We start from the raw sequence: 14550 nt of genomic DNA on the forward strand, positions 1-14550 counted from the left end.
GAGGCACCATGGCGCAACTGTCTGACGATTGCTTTGCCTTCGGCGGACCGATGATGTCGGTCGACGAGGCCGTTGGCCTGATCACGACCCGTGTCAACGCGATCACTGATCTCGAAACGGTCGCGCTTGTCGATGCGGATGGCCGCGTGCTGGCGCACGATATCGCGGCGCCCCTGCCGCTTCCGCCGTTCACCAACTCGGCGGTTGATGGCTACGCCGTGCGCAATGCCGATCTTCCGCAAAGTGCGGAGCAAGCGTTGCCGCTCGATGGCCGCATCCAGGCCGGTGGCCTCGCGCATGCGCCGATCAAACCGGGCCACACCGCGCGCATCTTCACGGGCGCGCCGATGCCGCCGGATGCAGAGACCGTCTTCATGCAGGAAGATGTCCGCATCGATGCAACAGGCAAGATCGTGCTGCCGGCGGGGCTGAAGCCCGGCGCCAATGTACGTCCTGCGGGCGAGGACATCCCTCAAGGGCACATCGCGCTGCGCGCCGGCCAGCGCCTGCGGCCGCAGCATGTTGCGCTTGCTGCGGCCTTTGGCCTGACCAAGCTCGACGTCGTCAGGCGCATCCGCGTCGCAGTGTTCTCGACCGGCGACGAGCTGGCCTCGCCCGGCGAGCCGCGCGCCGCCTCGCAGCTGTTCGATTCCAACCGCTTCATGCTGATGGCGATGCTGCGCCGGCTCGGCTGCGAGGTCAGCGACCTCGGCATTTTGCGCGACGATCGCACTTCCCTCGCGAACGGCTTGAAGCAGGTCGCGGGTGACCATGACCTGATCCTCACCACCGGCGGCGTCTCGACCGGCGAGGAGGACCACGTCAAGGCAGCGGTCGAAAGCATCGGCTCCCTCGTGCTGTGGCGGATGGCGATCAAGCCCGGACGGCCCGTGGCGATGGGCATCATCGGCGGAACGCCGCTGATCGGTCTGCCCGGCAATCCCGTCGCGAGCTTCGTCACCTTCGTCCATGTGGTGCGGCCGACGGTGCTGGCGCTCGCCGGCAGCCTGCCCGAGCCGCTGTTCCCGATCCCGGTGCGCGCCGCGTTCACCTACAAGAAGAAGATCGGCCGCCGCGAATATGTTCGCGCGTCATTGCGGCGCGGAGAGGATGGTGCGCTGGAGGCGGTCAAGTTCCCGCGTGAAGGTGCCGGCCTGTTGTCCTCGCTGGTCGAGACCGACGGCCTCATCGAGCTCGGCGAGGACATCATTCGGGTCGAGCCCGGCCAGAGTGTAGGTTTTCTGTCCTATGCGGATTTGCTCTGACGCTCCTTCGTTGACGCCAACGCTTCGCCTCGCCATGTTGCGCCCATGACCAAAACGACGCTCGATCTCACCGGCTTGAAATGCCCGCTGCCTGCCTTGAAAACGCGCAAGGCGCTGAAGCCGTTACTGCCGGGCGATCAGCTCGAAGTGCACTGCACCGATCCGCTGTCGGTGATTGACATCCCGAACCTGATCCGCGAGACGGGCGACACGGTGGAGATCACCGAGCGCAACGACGCGCGCATCGTGTTCTTGATAGAAAAGACAAATGGTCCAATAGAAAGCATCAATGCTGCGCTGCGTCCTTGAGGACGTTACCGCGCTGATACCGACCATTTGTCTATCGACATCGATCACGGCTTCTGCCCCAATTGACAATCTCCGTGCAGGCGCGGAGGTTGAGTCTTGTCTGCGATACGCGGATCAAGGGGCCACACGAAGCTTGCACGTCGTATCGGCATAGCGCCCCGCTTGCGGGGTTAACTTTTGGGATGCGCGCAACGATCCTGGCGCGCGTCGGATGATTGAGCGGAGCAGCAGGGACAATTGGCTGCCCCGCAACGGGCTGAGGATCAGGATCTTTGCGGCAGGCTGTTCAGAAGGGCGGCTTAGGGGAGGAATGTATGGCTACTATTGAGAGCGCTGGAACGATATCGGGCGCCGGCGCAGGTTTTCTTGATCGCGAGCGGACCATCGCGACCGCCGGCTTCAATCGCTGGCTGGTGCCGCCGGCGGCGCTGTGCATCCATCTCTGCATCGGCATGGCCTATGGCTTCTCGGTGTTCTGGCTGCCGCTGTCGCGCGCGATCGGATTGACCGCGCCGAAGGCCTGCCCGGACATCTCGCTGTGGCAGGAGCTGTTCACCACGACCTGCGACTGGAAGGTCGCAAGCCTCGGGTGGATGTACACGCTGTTCTTCGTTGTGCTCGGAGTCTCCGCCGCGCTGTGGGGCGGCTGGCTCGAGCGTGCCGGACCGCGCAAGGCTGGCTTCGTCGCGGCGCTGTGCTGGTGCGGCGGCCTCGTGCTCGGCGCCATCGGCATCTACCTCCATCAGCTCTGGATCATGTGGCTCGGCTCCGGCGTGATCGGCGGTGTCGGCCTCGGTCTCGGCTACATCTCGCCGGTGTCGACGCTGGTGAAATGGTTCCCCGACCGGCGCGGCATGGCGACCGGCATGGCGATCATGGGTTTTGGCGGCGGCGCGATGATTGGCGCGCCGCTGGCGAACTGGCTGATGGACGTGTTCAAGAGCCCGACCTCGGTCGGTGTCTGGGAAACCTTCCTCACCATGGGCGCGATCTATTTCGTCTTCATGATGATCGGCGCCTTCCGCTATCGCCTGCCGCCGACGGGGTGGAAGCCTGAGGGCTGGACGCCGCCGAGCGAGAAGAAGACGATGATCTCCGAGCATCACGTCCATCTCGACAACGCACACAAGACGCCGCAGTTCTGGCTGATCTGGTGGGTGCTGTGCTTGAACGTGTCCGCCGGCATCGGCGTGATCGGCATGGCCTCGCCGATGCTGCAGGAAATCTTCGCGGGCAAGCTGATCGGCCTGCCTGATGTGGGCTTCAACGCGCTGAACGCCGCGCAGAAGGCGCAGATCGCCGGCATCGCGGCGGGCTTTGCCGGCCTGCTGTCGCTGTTCAACATCGGCGGCCGCTTCGTCTGGGCTTCGCTGTCGGACTATATCGGCCGCAAGAACACCTACTATACGTTCTTCATCCTCGGCATCGTGCTCTACGCGCTGGCGCCGACCTTTGCGGCAATGGGCTCGAAGCTGCTCTTCGTGCTCGGCTTCGGCATCATCCTGTCGATGTATGGCGGCGGCTTCGCCACCGTGCCGGCCTATCTCGCCGACATGTTCGGGACCCAGTTCGTCGGCGCTATCCATGGAAGGCTGCTGACCGCCTGGTCCACTGCGGGCATCATCGGCCCCGTCGTGGTCAACTACATCCGCGAGTTCCAGCTCGCGGCGGGCGTGCCGCGTGACCAGCTCTACAACACCACCATGTACATCCTCTGCGCCATGCTGATCGCGGGCCTGATCTGCAACTATCTGGTCAAGCCGGTCGATCCGAAGTGGTACATGAGCGAAGCCGAGGTGGCGAAGCTGCAAGCCTCGAGCGCAGGCGCGAACGCTGCGCAGCAGACCGGCTCGTTCGGGATCGGCACGGGCGGTCTCGACGCCAAGGCCGCGCTGTTCTGGGCCTTCGTCGCCATCCCGCTGGCCTATGGCGTGTACAAGACGCTGGAAAGCGCGGTGAAGATCTTCTGATCTTTGAACCTACATCATCGCGGGGTGCCGGCTGCCCGGCATTCCCGCGATGCTCGTCTTTCAAGTCAAGAATGGGATCTAGGGGGATTCTTATGCTTCGTACCCGTATCTGCCTTGCTGCCATGCTGCTGGCCGCAGGCCTTCACGCCGCCTCCGCACAGACCGCAACGGCGCCCGCAACTTCGGCGCCGGCGGCAACGACCGCCGCCAAGCCGCCGGGCAAGATCAAGCTCACCATGCAGAAGCTGAAGGACATGAAGGCGAAGTGGTCCGCCAACAAGCCCAAGCTGAAGGCCTGCCGCGGTGAGGTTAAGTCCAAGGGTCTGACCGGCGACGATCGCTGGTTCTACATCGAGGAGTGCATGAGCAAGACCTGAGGCAAGGTTCCCGCGAACAGTTTGCGTAAAGGGGCGCGGCAGGGCGGCTGCCCGTCCCTAAATGACTATAGACACGTTCTAAATTTACTTGGCACCTGGTATACCAGAGGCTAGAGTTGCCTGGAATGAGGCCTGACTCAGGGGGTGCGGACGACGCGGTTCCCGGTCCATCAGGCCTGGAAATGGGGGGATCGCGATGGCGATCCCGCCTGAGGTCATCGCGCTTTTGAGGAGAACGCGACGTTTCCATGAGCAGCAACGACGACGTTCAGAAGGTCAGGGAATTCGAGCATCCGGGCGAGGGGCGCCGACGCGCCAAGGCCACGCCCAAGGGCCGGCAGGTCGATCCGACCGCCGCGCATGAGATCGAGCAATTGCTCGGCGACCGCCCGCGGCGGCGCGATCTCCTGATCGAATATCTCCACCTGATCCAGGACAAGTACCACCAGATCTCGGCCGCGCATCTTGCCGCGCTTGCCGACGAGATGAAGCTCGCCTTCGCCGAAGTGTTCGAGACCGCGACCTTCTATGCGCATTTTGACGTAGTGAAGGAAGGCGAGCCGAATGTTCCGCCGCTCACGATCCGTGTCTGCGACTCGCTGACCTGCGCGATGCTCGGCGGCGAAAAGCTGCTCGCGGATTTGCAGGACGCCTCCGGTCCCGGCATCCGCGTCGTGCGCGCGCCTTGTGTCGGCCGCTGCGATACGGCGCCGGCGGCTGAGGTCGGCCACAACTTCGTCGATCATGCCACCGTTGCGAATGTCATGGCGGCGGCGAAGGCCGGCGATACCCACGCGCATTTGCCTGATTATACCGACTACGACGCCTACGTCGCCGGCGGCGGCTACAAGTTGCTGGGTCGCGTGCGCTCCGGCGAATTGTCGAAGGACGATCTGCTCAAGGCGCTCGACGATGCCTCGCTGCGCGGCCTCGGCGGCGCCGGCTTCCCGACGGGACGCAAATGGCGCGCGGTGCTGGGCGAGCCCGGTCCGCGGCTGATGGCGATCAATGGCGACGAGGGCGAGCCCGGCACGTTCAAGGACCGCTATTATCTCGAAACCGATCCGCATCGCTTCATCGAGGGCATGCTGATCGGCGCGCATGTGGTGCAGGCCTCCGACGTCTACATCTATCTGCGCGACGAATATCCGGCCTCGCGCGAGATCCTCGAGCGCGAGATCGCAAAGCTCCCGCCGGGCGGCCCGACGCTGCACATGCGCCGCGGCGCCGGCGCCTATATCTGCGGCGAGGAATCCTCGCTGCTGGAAAGCATCGAGGGCAAGCGCGGCCTGCCTAGGCACAAGCCGCCTTATCCATTCCAGGTCGGCCTGTTCGGCCTGCCGACGCTGATCAACAATATCGAGACGCTGTGGTGGGTGCGCGATATCGTCGAAAAGGGCGCTGACTGGTGGAAGGGCCATGGCCGCCATGAGCGTCATGGCCTGCGCAGTTTCTCGGTCTCGGGCCGCGTCAAGAACCCGGGCATGAAGCTCGCGCCTGCGGGCATCACCGTGCGCGAGCTGATCAATGAGTATTGCGGCGGCATGGCCGACGGCCATCAATTCTATGCGTACCTGCCGGGCGGCGCGTCGGGCGGCATCCTGCCGGCATCGATGGACGACATCCCGCTCGATTTCGGCACGCTGGAGAAATACGGCTGCTTCATCGGCTCGGCCGCGATCGTGATCCTGTCGCAGAAGGACAGCGTGCGCGCAGCCGCACTCAACCTGATGAAGTTCTTCGAGGACGAGAGCTGCGGCCAGTGCACGCCGTGCCGCGTCGGAACCCAGAAAGCGGCATTGCTGATGCAGAAGCCGGTCTGGAACCGTGCCTTGCTGGAAGAATTGAGCCAGGCGATGCGCGATGCCTCGATCTGCGGGCTCGGACAGGCGGCATCGAATCCGCTGTCCTCCGTGATCAAATATTTCCCTGACGAGTTCAAGGAAGCGGCCGAATGACGAAAATTACGTTCGAGCTCGACGGCAAGCAGGTCGAGGCCAAGCCCGGCGAGACGATCTGGCAGGTCGCAAAACGCCAGGGCCGCGACATCCCGCATCTCTGCTATTCGCCGGCGCCCGACTATCGCCCCGATGGCAATTGCCGCGCCTGCATGGTCGAGATCGAGGGCGAGCGCGTGCTGGCTGCGTCGTGCAAGCGCACGCCGTCGGTCGGCATGAAGGTGAAGACCGAATCCGCGCGCGCAACTGCTGCGCAAAAAATGGTGATGGAGCTGCTGGTCGCCGACCAGCCGGCGCGCGAGACCAGCCACGATCCGGATTCGAAGTTCTGGCACTGGGCCGAGACGACCGGCGTCACCGAGAGCCGTTTCCCCGCTGCCGAGCGCTGGGAGACCGACGCCAGCCATCCGGCGATGCGCGTCAATCTCGATGCCTGCATCCAGTGCGGCCTGTGCGTGCGCGCCTGCCGCGAGGTCCAGGTCAACGACGTCATCGGCATGGCTTATCGTAATCACGATTCCAAGATCGTGTTCGACTTCGATGATCCCATGGGCGAGTCCACCTGTGTCGCCTGCGGCGAATGTGTGCAGGCCTGCCCGACCGGCGCGCTGATGCCGGCCGTGATGCTCGACGAGAAGCAGACGCGCGTCGTCTACGCCGACAAGAAGGTGGATTCGCTCTGCCCGTTCTGCGGCGTCGGTTGCCAGGTGACCTATGAGGTCAAGGACGAGAAGGTGATCTATGCGGAAGGCCGCGACGGTCCCGCCAATCACAACCGTCTCTGCGTCAAGGGCCGCTTCGGCTTCGACTACATCCACCATCCGCATCGCCTGACCAAGCCGCTGGTGCGGCTGCCGAATGCGAAGAAGGATTCCAACGACCAGGTCGACCCGGCCAATCCCTTCACGCATTTCCGTGAAGCGAGCTGGGAGGAGGCGCTCGACATCGCCGCCAAGGGCCTCGTCAAGATCCGCGACGAGAAGGGCGTGAAGGCGCTGGCCGGCTTCGGCTCGGCTAAGGGCTCGAACGAGGAAGCCTATCTGTTCCAGAAGCTGGTGCGCACCGGCTTCGGCTCGAACAATGTCGACCATTGCACCCGCCTGTGCCATGCCTCGTCGGTCGCGGCGCTGTTCGAAGGTCTGAGCTCGGGCGCGGTGTCGGCGCCGTTCTCGGCCGCGATGGATGCCGAAGTCATCATCGTGATCGGCGCCAATCCGACCGTGAACCATCCGGTCGCCGCGACCTTCATCAAGAACGCGGTCAAGCAGAACGGCGCAAAGCTGTTCGTGATGGATCCGCGCCGGCAGTCGCTGTCGCGTCACGCGACCAAGCATTTGCAGTTCAAGCCGGGCTCGGACGTCGCGATGCTGAACGCGATGATCAACACGATCATCACCGAAGGCCTGACCGACGACCAGTACATCGCCGGCTACACCGAGGGGTTCGAGGACCTCAAGGAGAAGATCAAGGAGTTCACGCCGGAGAAGATGGAGGCGATCTGCGGCATCCCGGCGCAGACGCTGCGCGAGGTCGCGCGCACCTATGCGCGGGCAAAATCGTCGATCATCTTCTGGGGCATGGGCATCAGCCAGCACGTCCACGGTACCGACAATGCGCGCTGCCTGATTGCGCTCGCGCTGATCACCGGCCAGGTCGGCCGTCCCGGCACCGGCCTGCATCCGCTGCGCGGTCAGAACAACGTGCAAGGAGCGTCCGACGCGGGCCTGATCCCGATGTTCCTGCCGGACTATCAGCCGGTCGGCCGCGACGACATGCGCGGCGCCTTCGAGAAGCTGTGGCAGCAGGATCTCGATCCTGTCCGCGGCCTGACCGTGGTCGAGATCATGAACGCGATCCACGCCGGCGAGATCACGGGCATGTATATCGAGGGCGAGAACCCCGCGATGTCCGATCCCGATCTCCAGCATGCGCGCCAGGCGCTCGCGATGCTCGATCATCTCGTGGTGCAGGATCTGTTCGTCACCGAGACCGCGTTCCACGCCGACGTCATCCTGCCGGCCTCGGCCTTCGCCGAGAAGGAGGGCTCCTTCACCAACACCGATCGCCGCGTGCAGCTCGCGCGCCAGGTGATCAAGCCGCCGGGCGATGCGCGGCAGGATCTCTGGATCATCCAGGAGATCGGCAAGCGCATGGGCCTGCCGTGGAATTATTCGGGCCCCGGCGACGTCTACACCGAGATGGCAGAACTGATGCCGTCGCTCAAGAACATCAGCTGGGAACGGCTGGTGCGCGAAGGCGCCGTCACCTATCCGGCCGATGATCCGAACAAGCCCGGCAACGAGATCATCTTCACCACGGGCTTTCCGACCGCGAGCGGCCGCGGCAAGATCGTGCCGGCCAAGGTCGTCCCGCCGGATGAGTTGCCCGACGCCGAGTATCCGATGGTGCTCTCGACCGGCCGCGTGCTGGAGCACTGGCACACCGGCTCGATGACGCGCCGTGCCCAGGTGCTCGATCAGATCGAGCCGGAGGCGGTGGCGTTCATGTCGCCGAAGGACATGCGCAGGAAGAAGCTTGCGCCGGGCGATTTCATTCGCTTGGAGACCCGCCGCGGTGCCGTCGAGGTCAAGGTCCGCTCCGACCGCGACGTGCCGGAGAACATGGTGTTCATGCCGTTCTGCTACGCGGAGGCGGCGGCGAACCTCTTGACCAATCCGGCGCTCGACCCGTTCGGCAAGATCCCGGAGTTCAAGTTCTGCGCAGCAAGGGCCGAGCGCGTGGAGATGCGGGACGCGGCGGAGTAGGGTCCTGTCGAGTCTGACGGCGTAACACCTCCAAACTCCACTGTCGTCCCCGCGAACGCGGGGACGACACCGAGGGGGGCGGGCAACTGTGCCCAACACCGTCATTGCGAGCGAAGCGAAGCAATCCAGGCTGCCTCCTTGGCGGGCTTCTGGATTGCTTCATCGCTTCGCTCCTCGCAATGGCGGTGGTAAGTGTGGCCCATGTCCAAAGCCACCCCCGCCACCCGCGCGCTTGAAGTCGCCCGCGTCGCCTTCACCGTCCACAGCTACGACTACGATCCCGACGCCGAGAGCATTGGCCTTCAGGCCGCGGCCGCACTCGGCGAGGATCCGGCGCGCGTCCTCAAGACTCTGATGGCGCTGGTCGACGGCAAGCCGGTTTGCGTGATCGTCCCGTCCGACCAGGAAGTGTCCATGAAGAAGCTCGCCGCGGCCGTGGGCGGCAAGTCGGCGCAGATGATGAAGCCGCCCGAAGCCGAGCGCGTCACCGGCTACAAGGTCGGCGGCATCAGCCCGTTCGGGCAGCGCAAGCCGGTCCGCACCGTGATCGAGCAGAGCGCGCTCGCCCATGACCTTGTCTATCTCAACGGCGGCCAGCGCGGCTTGCAGGTGCGGCTCAAGCCCACTGACGTGCGGGATGTCGCGAAAGCGGTCGTTGCGGACGTGCTGGCCTAAGCGTTCCGGCTACTGCTTCTGCAACAATTTCAGCCGGCAACGCAGCGCTTCGCGGATATGTGCGCGCGCGAGCTGCTCGGCCTTGTCGCCGTCGCGCGTGGCGATGGCCTCGACGATGGCCTGGTGCTCGCCATGGCTGGTCGAGGGGCGGCCCGTGACCGTGAAGGTGGTCGGGCCGAGCAGGGCGATCCAGTCCTGCAATTCACGGGAGGCGTTGTCGAGATAGCGGTTGCGCGCGGCGCGGCAGATCGCTTCGTGGAAGGCGCGGTTGAGCTTCGCCATCTCGGCGGCGTCGGTCGCGGACGCCTCGACAAAGGCTTGCTCGATATCCCTGAGTGCATCGACCTCGGGCGCCGAGGCATGCTCGGCGGCAAGGCGCGCGGCGGCGCCTTCCATGATCTCGCGCATGGCGTAGAGCTCGAGCACCTCGGAGATGTCGAGGTTGCGTACGATGAGCCCGCGGCCGCCGGCGGGCTCGACGAAGCCGCGCGCCGCGAGCCGTCCCAGGGCCTCGCGCACCGGAGTGCGGCTGACCTTGAGCCGCTGGGCGACCTCTTCCTCGCGCAGCCGGTCGCCGGCGCGGTAGCTGCCGGCCTGCAGCGCCTCGCAGAGCGAGCGGAACACGGCCTCGCCCAGCGCGACGCCGGCGCCGCGCGCGATCGATCCGCCTGCCTTTGCCGGGCGTCTGGCCATGGTCCCTCAACACGCATCCTGCCCATGCAGAGATGCCGCTTGCGTGTCTTTTGTATATCTTTGTATACAAAAGTGCGCAATGGCGGCGGCATTGATCGAAGCCACCGGCGGGCAGAATGTCTCCAACTTCGTCGCATCGGGCAGACGGCATGGGCAGCAAATACGACGTGCTGGTGATCGGCGGCGGCAACGCGGCGCTGTGCGCGGCGATCTCGGCGCGCCGCGGCGGCGCCTCGGTGCTGGTGCTCGAAGGCGCGCCAAAATTCTATCGCGGCGGCAATACCCGCCACACCCGCAATATGCGTTGCGCCCATGACGCGGCCACCGAGATCCTGACCGGCCCCTACACCGAAGACGAGTTCTGGGAGGATCTGCTGCGCGTCACCGGCGGGCAGACCGACGAGGTTCTCGCCCGCCACATGATCCGGGAGTCCAAGGACATCCTGAACTGGATCGTGGAGCAGGGCGTGCGCTGGCAGCCCTCGCTCGGCGGCACGCTGAGTCTCGGCCGCACCAATTCCTTCTTCCTCGGCGGCGGCCGCGCGATGCTGAACGCGCTCTATCTCACCGCCGAGCAGCTCGGCGTCGAGGTCGAATACGATGCCGAGGTCACCGACCTCGTGATCGAGCACGGTATGTTCCTCGCCGCGCACCTGAAGCGGCCGATCAAGGGCGAGACCGAGATCCGCGCGACCTCGCTGGTGGCCGCGGCCGGCGGCTTCGAGGCCAACATCGAATGGCTGAAGCAATATTGGGGCGAGGCCGCCGACAATTTCCTGATCCGCGGCACACCCTATAACCGCGGCTCGATCCTGAAGATGCTGCTCGACAAGGGCGTGCAGGAGGTCGGCGATCCCACCCAGTGCCATGCGGTCGCGATCGACGCCCGTGCGCCGAAATTCGACGGCGGCATCATCACAAGGCACGACTCGGTCGTGTTCGGCATCGTCGTCAACAAGCACGCCCAGCGCTTCTATGACGAGGGCGAGGACATCTGGCCCAAGCGCTACGCGATCTGGGGCCGCCTCGTCGCGGCGCAGCCCGACCAGATCGCCTACATCATTTTCGATTCGACTGTTGTTACCAGCTTCATGCCGACGCTGTTCCCGCCGATCGCGGGGCAGACCATTGCCGAGCTCGCGGGCAAGCTCGAGCTCGATCCGGCTGCGCTGGAAAAGACCATCACCGAGTTCAACGCCGCGGTGCTATCAGGCACGTTCGACCACACCATTCTCGACGACTGCCGCACCGAAGGCATCACGCCGCAAAAGACGCACTGGGCGCGCAAGATCGAGACGCCGCCCTATCTCGCCTATCCGGTGCGGCCCGGGATCACCTTCACCTATCTCGGCACGCGCGTGAACAAGGAGGCGCGGATGCTGATGGCTGACGGCAAGCCGTCGGCCAACATGTTCGCGGCGGGCGAGATCATGGCCGGGAACGTGCTCGGCAAGGGCTATGCTGCCGGCATGGGCATGACCATCGGCAGCGTGTTCGGACGCATCGCAGGACGGGAAGCGGCGCGCCACGCCAAGAACTAGGGCAAAGAAAAGATAAAGGGAGCAACCATGTCACGCCTTGCCATTGCTTCGACCGCGGCGTTGCTGATGATCGGCCACGCCCGCGCCGCCGAGCCGATCACCCTGCGCGACATGGGCTCGTTCCATGTCGGCGGGCGTCTCGTCGAAATCTCCGGCAAGCCGGTGAGGGAGGTTGTGTTTGCGCCTGGCGGCGTGCCGGCCAAGGTCGATCCCAACGGCACCTATCAGGTCGAGCAGATGTACGTGCAGTATTTCCTGCCGGCCAACGAGAAGGGCGCATACCCGCTGCTGATGTGGCACGGCGGTGGACTGACCGGCGTCACCTACGAGACGACACCCGACGGACGCGAAGGCTGGCTGAACTATTTCCTGCGCAAGGGATGGGCTGTCTACAATTCAGACGCGGTGGAGCGCGGACGCGCGGGCTGGGCGCAGTACCCCGACATCTTCAAAGGCGAGCCGGTCTTCCTGACCACGGCCAATCCGTTCGAGCGCTTCCGCATCGGCGATGGGCCAAACTCCTACGATCCCGATCCTGCGAAGCGGAAAGTGCTGCCGGGCAACCAGTTTCCCGTCGAGGGCTACGAGAATTTCGTCAAGCAGAACGTGCCGCGCTGGACCACGACGGATGATGCGACCATCGCCGCTTATATTGCCGAGATCGATCGCGTCGGCCCATCGGTGATCCTGTTCCACAGCCAGGCCGGCACCTTCGGTTTCAAGGTCGCGCAGGCCCGGCCCGACAAGGTCAAGGCGCTGATCGCGATCGAGCCGGCCGGCATCGGCGATCTCGCCAAGGCGGCTGTGCTGAAGAACATCCCGACCCTGATCATCTATGGCGACTATATCGAGCGCGACTCGCGCTGGCCAAAAATCCGCGCCAACGGCATCGCCTTCGCGGATGCCATCAAGGCGGCCGGAGGCAGCGTTGACATCGTCGACCTCCCACAAGCCGGCATCAAGGGCAATTCCCACATGGTGATGATGGACAAGAACAACCTCGAGGTCGCAGGCCTGATCCAGAAATGGCTCGAGGCCAAGGGCCTGACGAAGTAACGCCATGCACGGAACCAGAATTCTGGACGAGGCCGACCGTCTGATGACGGTCTGCAATTCCTGCCGCTACTGCGAGGGTCTTTGCGCGGTGTTTCCGGCGATGGAGATGCGTCGCGCCTTCTCTGATGGCGACCTCAACTACCTCGCCAACCTCTGCCATTCGTGCGGCGCCTGCTACGTCGATTGCCAGTTCTCGCCGCCGCACGAGTTCAACGTCAACGTCCCCAAGACGCTGGCGGTTGCGCGTGCCGAATCCTATGCGGCCTATGCCTGGCCGCAGGCGCTGTCCGGAGCGTTCGCGCGCAACGGTCTCGTCATCAGCATCATCGCCGCGCTCAGCATGGCAGCCTTCATCCTCGGCTTCGCAGCCCTGAACGACCGCAGCGTGTTGTTCGGCATCCACACCGGCCCCGGGGCGTTCTACAAATTGATGCCGCACAATGCGATGGCCGCCTTGTTCAGCGCCGCCTTCCTCTATGCCATCCTGGCCCTCGTCATGAGCGTGCGTGCGTTCTGGCGCGACATCGGCTCACCCATCGGCGGCCGCGCCGAAGGCGGCTCCATCTTCCAGGCGGTCCGCGACGCCGGCGAGCTGCGCTATCTCCATGGCGGCGGCGTTGGTTGCTACAATGAGGACGACAAGCCGACTGACCGGCGCAAGCTGTATCACCATCTGACGTTCTACGGCTTCCTGCTGTGCTTTGCCGCGACCTCGGTGGCCACGCTGTACCACTATCTGCTCGGCCGCGAGGCGCCGTATCCGTGGTGGGATCTGCCCGTGGTGCTCGGCACGCTCGGTGGCATCGGCCTCATTGTCGGTCCGATCGGCCTGTTCACGGCCAAGACCCAGCGCGATCCGGCATTGCTCGACGAGAACCGTTACGGCATGGATGTCGGCTTCATCGCCATGCTGTTGCTGACCGGCCTTACCGGCATGCTGCTTCTCGTCCTACGCGAGACCTCTGCCATGGGGCCGCTGCTGGCGCTGCATCTTGGCGCGGTGTTCGCGCTGTTCATCACCATGCCCTATGGCAAGTTCGTGCACGGCATCTATCGCTTCGTGGCCCTGGTGCGTTATGCGCAGGAGCGGCGCAGCGAAGCCGGCTCTTGAGGGGCATGCGGCGCTGACGTATCTCTGGGGCTGTTCGCGCGATGCGCGAATCGCTTGGGGAGCCCACGCTGATGTACATGTTTCTGCCCTTTCTGCTGGCGCTCGCAGGCTGCGCGTCGGTCTGGCGTTCGCGCGCGGGGCTGAGCTATGCGCTCTGGAGCGCAACCATGGTCGTCGCCATCGCATGGTTCTTCCACCACGCGACCGATCCGCTGAAATTCTCGTTCTGAGGGTGACGAGATGGGCGCGACAGAGGTGAGCGGACGGCGGTCGGTCGGGGCGATCCTGAATATGCTGGGGCTGCTCGGGATCTCGCTGATCCTGGCTGTCGCATTCTTCTATCAGCTTGCGCTTGGCGAGTTGCCCTGTCCGCTCTGCCTGCTGCAACGGGCCGGGTTCATCGCGATCGGCATGGGATTCCTGTTCAACATGCGTCTCGGCGAGCGTCCGTCGCACTATGCGATGATCCTCATTGCGAGCCTCGTTACCGGCTTCATTTCGATGCGGCAGGTGTCGCTGCATCTCGCGCCCGGCGATCCCGGCTACGGTTCGACGCTGCTGGGCTTGCATTTCTACACCTGGGCGCTGATCGCGGCGGTCGGAATCGTCTGCTATGTCGCGCTCGTCTTCGTCCTGAAGGACGTGACGGACGACCGCGATGGCGCCGTGCCTCTGAACGGTCCGGCATCGAACGCGGTGTTCGCGATCTTCGCAGTTCTGGTTGCCGCAAATCTGCTGTCGACCGTGCTGGAGTGCGGAGCAGGGCAGTGTGACGACAACCCGGTCCGCTATCTCCTGCTCAAGTGACGGGATCGTCGCACCGGGCATTC

Annotated in this window: 13 protein-coding genes; 12 read left to right on the top strand and 1 reads right to left on the bottom strand. The window is 64.7% G+C overall.

Going from position 1 to position 14550, the window contains the following annotated elements; all coding sequences use genetic code 11:
- Positions 1–8: 8 nt before the first annotated feature.
- The 7 genes from WN72_RS11050 to ybaK all read left to right on the top strand — a co-directional run bounded on the left by WN72_RS11050 (position 9) and on the right by ybaK (position 9319).
- Positions 9–1265, top strand: a complete 1257-nt coding sequence (locus WN72_RS11050) for a molybdopterin molybdotransferase MoeA (protein ID WP_092217528.1) — start codon at positions 9–11, stop codon at positions 1263–1265.
- A 45-nt stretch (positions 1266–1310) separates the two neighbouring features.
- Positions 1311–1574, top strand: coding sequence for a sulfurtransferase TusA family protein (locus WN72_RS11055; RefSeq protein ID WP_092217529.1), 264 nt, complete (start codon positions 1311–1313; stop codon positions 1572–1574).
- A gap of 314 nt (positions 1575–1888) precedes the next feature.
- Complete coding sequence (locus WN72_RS11060; RefSeq protein ID WP_092217530.1) at positions 1889–3544, top strand: OFA family MFS transporter; 1656 nt, start codon at positions 1889–1891, stop codon at positions 3542–3544.
- A 92-nt stretch (positions 3545–3636) separates the two neighbouring features.
- Positions 3637–3921: a hypothetical protein gene (locus WN72_RS11065; protein WP_027562217.1), complete on the top strand. Its 285-nt coding sequence runs from the start codon at positions 3637–3639 to the stop codon at positions 3919–3921.
- Positions 3922–4169: 248 nt separating this feature from the next.
- Positions 4170–5879, top strand: coding sequence for an NADH-ubiquinone oxidoreductase-F iron-sulfur binding region domain-containing protein (locus WN72_RS11070; protein WP_092217531.1), 1710 nt, complete (start codon positions 4170–4172; stop codon positions 5877–5879).
- Positions 5876–8644 (top strand): formate dehydrogenase subunit alpha, encoded by a 2769-nt coding sequence (gene fdhF / locus WN72_RS11075; RefSeq protein WP_027562215.1) that lies wholly within the window; start codon positions 5876–5878, stop codon positions 8642–8644. Before WN72_RS11070 ends, fdhF begins: the two co-directional genes overlap by 4 nt.
- Before the next feature lie 201 nt (positions 8645–8845).
- Positions 8846–9319: a Cys-tRNA(Pro) deacylase gene (gene ybaK, locus WN72_RS11080; RefSeq protein WP_027562214.1), complete on the top strand. Its 474-nt coding sequence runs from the start codon at positions 8846–8848 to the stop codon at positions 9317–9319.
- 9 nt (positions 9320–9328) lie between these two features.
- Here the strand turns inward: ybaK and WN72_RS11085 are convergent, their stop codons facing one another.
- Positions 9329–10012 carry a GntR family transcriptional regulator gene (locus WN72_RS11085; RefSeq protein ID WP_027562213.1) on the bottom strand — a complete coding sequence of 228 codons (684 nt, stop codon included), beginning with the start codon at positions 10010–10012 and terminating at the stop codon, positions 9329–9331.
- A 149-nt stretch (positions 10013–10161) separates the two neighbouring features.
- Here WN72_RS11085 and tcuA point away from each other — a divergent pair, with 149 nt between their 5' ends.
- From tcuA to WN72_RS11110, 5 genes are all read left to right on the top strand, one after another.
- Positions 10162–11553, top strand: coding sequence for an FAD-dependent tricarballylate dehydrogenase TcuA (tcuA, locus tag WN72_RS11090; RefSeq protein WP_027562212.1), 1392 nt, complete (start codon positions 10162–10164; stop codon positions 11551–11553).
- A gap of 27 nt (positions 11554–11580) precedes the next feature.
- Entirely contained in the window at positions 11581–12609 is a 1029-nt protein-coding gene (locus WN72_RS11095) for an alpha/beta hydrolase (RefSeq protein ID WP_027562211.1), read from the top strand.
- 4 nt (positions 12610–12613) lie between these two features.
- Positions 12614–13720: a tricarballylate utilization 4Fe-4S protein TcuB gene (gene tcuB, locus WN72_RS11100; protein WP_027562210.1), complete on the top strand. Its 1107-nt coding sequence runs from the start codon at positions 12614–12616 to the stop codon at positions 13718–13720.
- Between the two features lie 71 nt (positions 13721–13791).
- Positions 13792–13950 carry a DUF5993 family protein gene (locus WN72_RS11105; RefSeq protein WP_027562209.1) on the top strand — a complete coding sequence of 53 codons (159 nt, stop codon included), beginning with the start codon at positions 13792–13794 and terminating at the stop codon, positions 13948–13950.
- A 10-nt stretch (positions 13951–13960) separates the two neighbouring features.
- Entirely contained in the window at positions 13961–14527 is a 567-nt protein-coding gene (locus WN72_RS11110; protein WP_035730115.1) for a disulfide bond formation protein B, read from the top strand.
- The last annotated feature ends 23 nt before the right edge of the window (positions 14528–14550 follow it).

The sequence above is a fragment of the Bradyrhizobium arachidis genome, from assembly GCF_015291705.1.
Taxonomy (GTDB): Bacteria; Pseudomonadota; Alphaproteobacteria; order Rhizobiales; family Xanthobacteraceae; genus Bradyrhizobium; species Bradyrhizobium arachidis.

Excerpts from the sequence above, each read along its gene's own strand:
- WN72_RS11065 (WP_027562217.1), top strand. The coding sequence starts at position 3,637 with ATGCTTCGTACCCGTATCTGCCTTGCTGCCATGCTGCTGGCCGCAGGC.
- WN72_RS11070 (WP_092217531.1), top strand. The coding sequence starts at position 4,170 with ATGAGCAGCAACGACGACGTTCAGAAGGTCAGGGAATTCGAGCATCCG.
- WN72_RS11085 (WP_027562213.1), bottom strand. The coding sequence starts at position 10,012 with ATGGCCAGACGCCCGGCAAAGGCAGGCGGATCGATCGCGCGCGGCGCC.
- WN72_RS11055 (WP_092217529.1), top strand. The coding sequence starts at position 1,311 with ATGACCAAAACGACGCTCGATCTCACCGGCTTGAAATGCCCGCTGCCT.
- fdhF (WP_027562215.1), top strand. The coding sequence starts at position 5,876 with ATGACGAAAATTACGTTCGAGCTCGACGGCAAGCAGGTCGAGGCCAAG.
- tcuA (WP_027562212.1), top strand. The coding sequence starts at position 10,162 with ATGGGCAGCAAATACGACGTGCTGGTGATCGGCGGCGGCAACGCGGCG.
- WN72_RS11095 (WP_027562211.1), top strand. The coding sequence starts at position 11,581 with ATGTCACGCCTTGCCATTGCTTCGACCGCGGCGTTGCTGATGATCGGC.
- WN72_RS11105 (WP_027562209.1), top strand. The coding sequence starts at position 13,792 with ATGTACATGTTTCTGCCCTTTCTGCTGGCGCTCGCAGGCTGCGCGTCG.
- tcuB (WP_027562210.1), top strand. The coding sequence starts at position 12,614 with ATGCACGGAACCAGAATTCTGGACGAGGCCGACCGTCTGATGACGGTC.
- WN72_RS11060 (WP_092217530.1), top strand. The coding sequence starts at position 1,889 with ATGGCTACTATTGAGAGCGCTGGAACGATATCGGGCGCCGGCGCAGGT.
- WN72_RS11050 (WP_092217528.1), top strand. The coding sequence starts at position 9 with ATGGCGCAACTGTCTGACGATTGCTTTGCCTTCGGCGGACCGATGATG.
- ybaK (WP_027562214.1), top strand. The coding sequence starts at position 8,846 with ATGTCCAAAGCCACCCCCGCCACCCGCGCGCTTGAAGTCGCCCGCGTC.
- WN72_RS11110 (WP_035730115.1), top strand. The coding sequence starts at position 13,961 with ATGGGCGCGACAGAGGTGAGCGGACGGCGGTCGGTCGGGGCGATCCTG.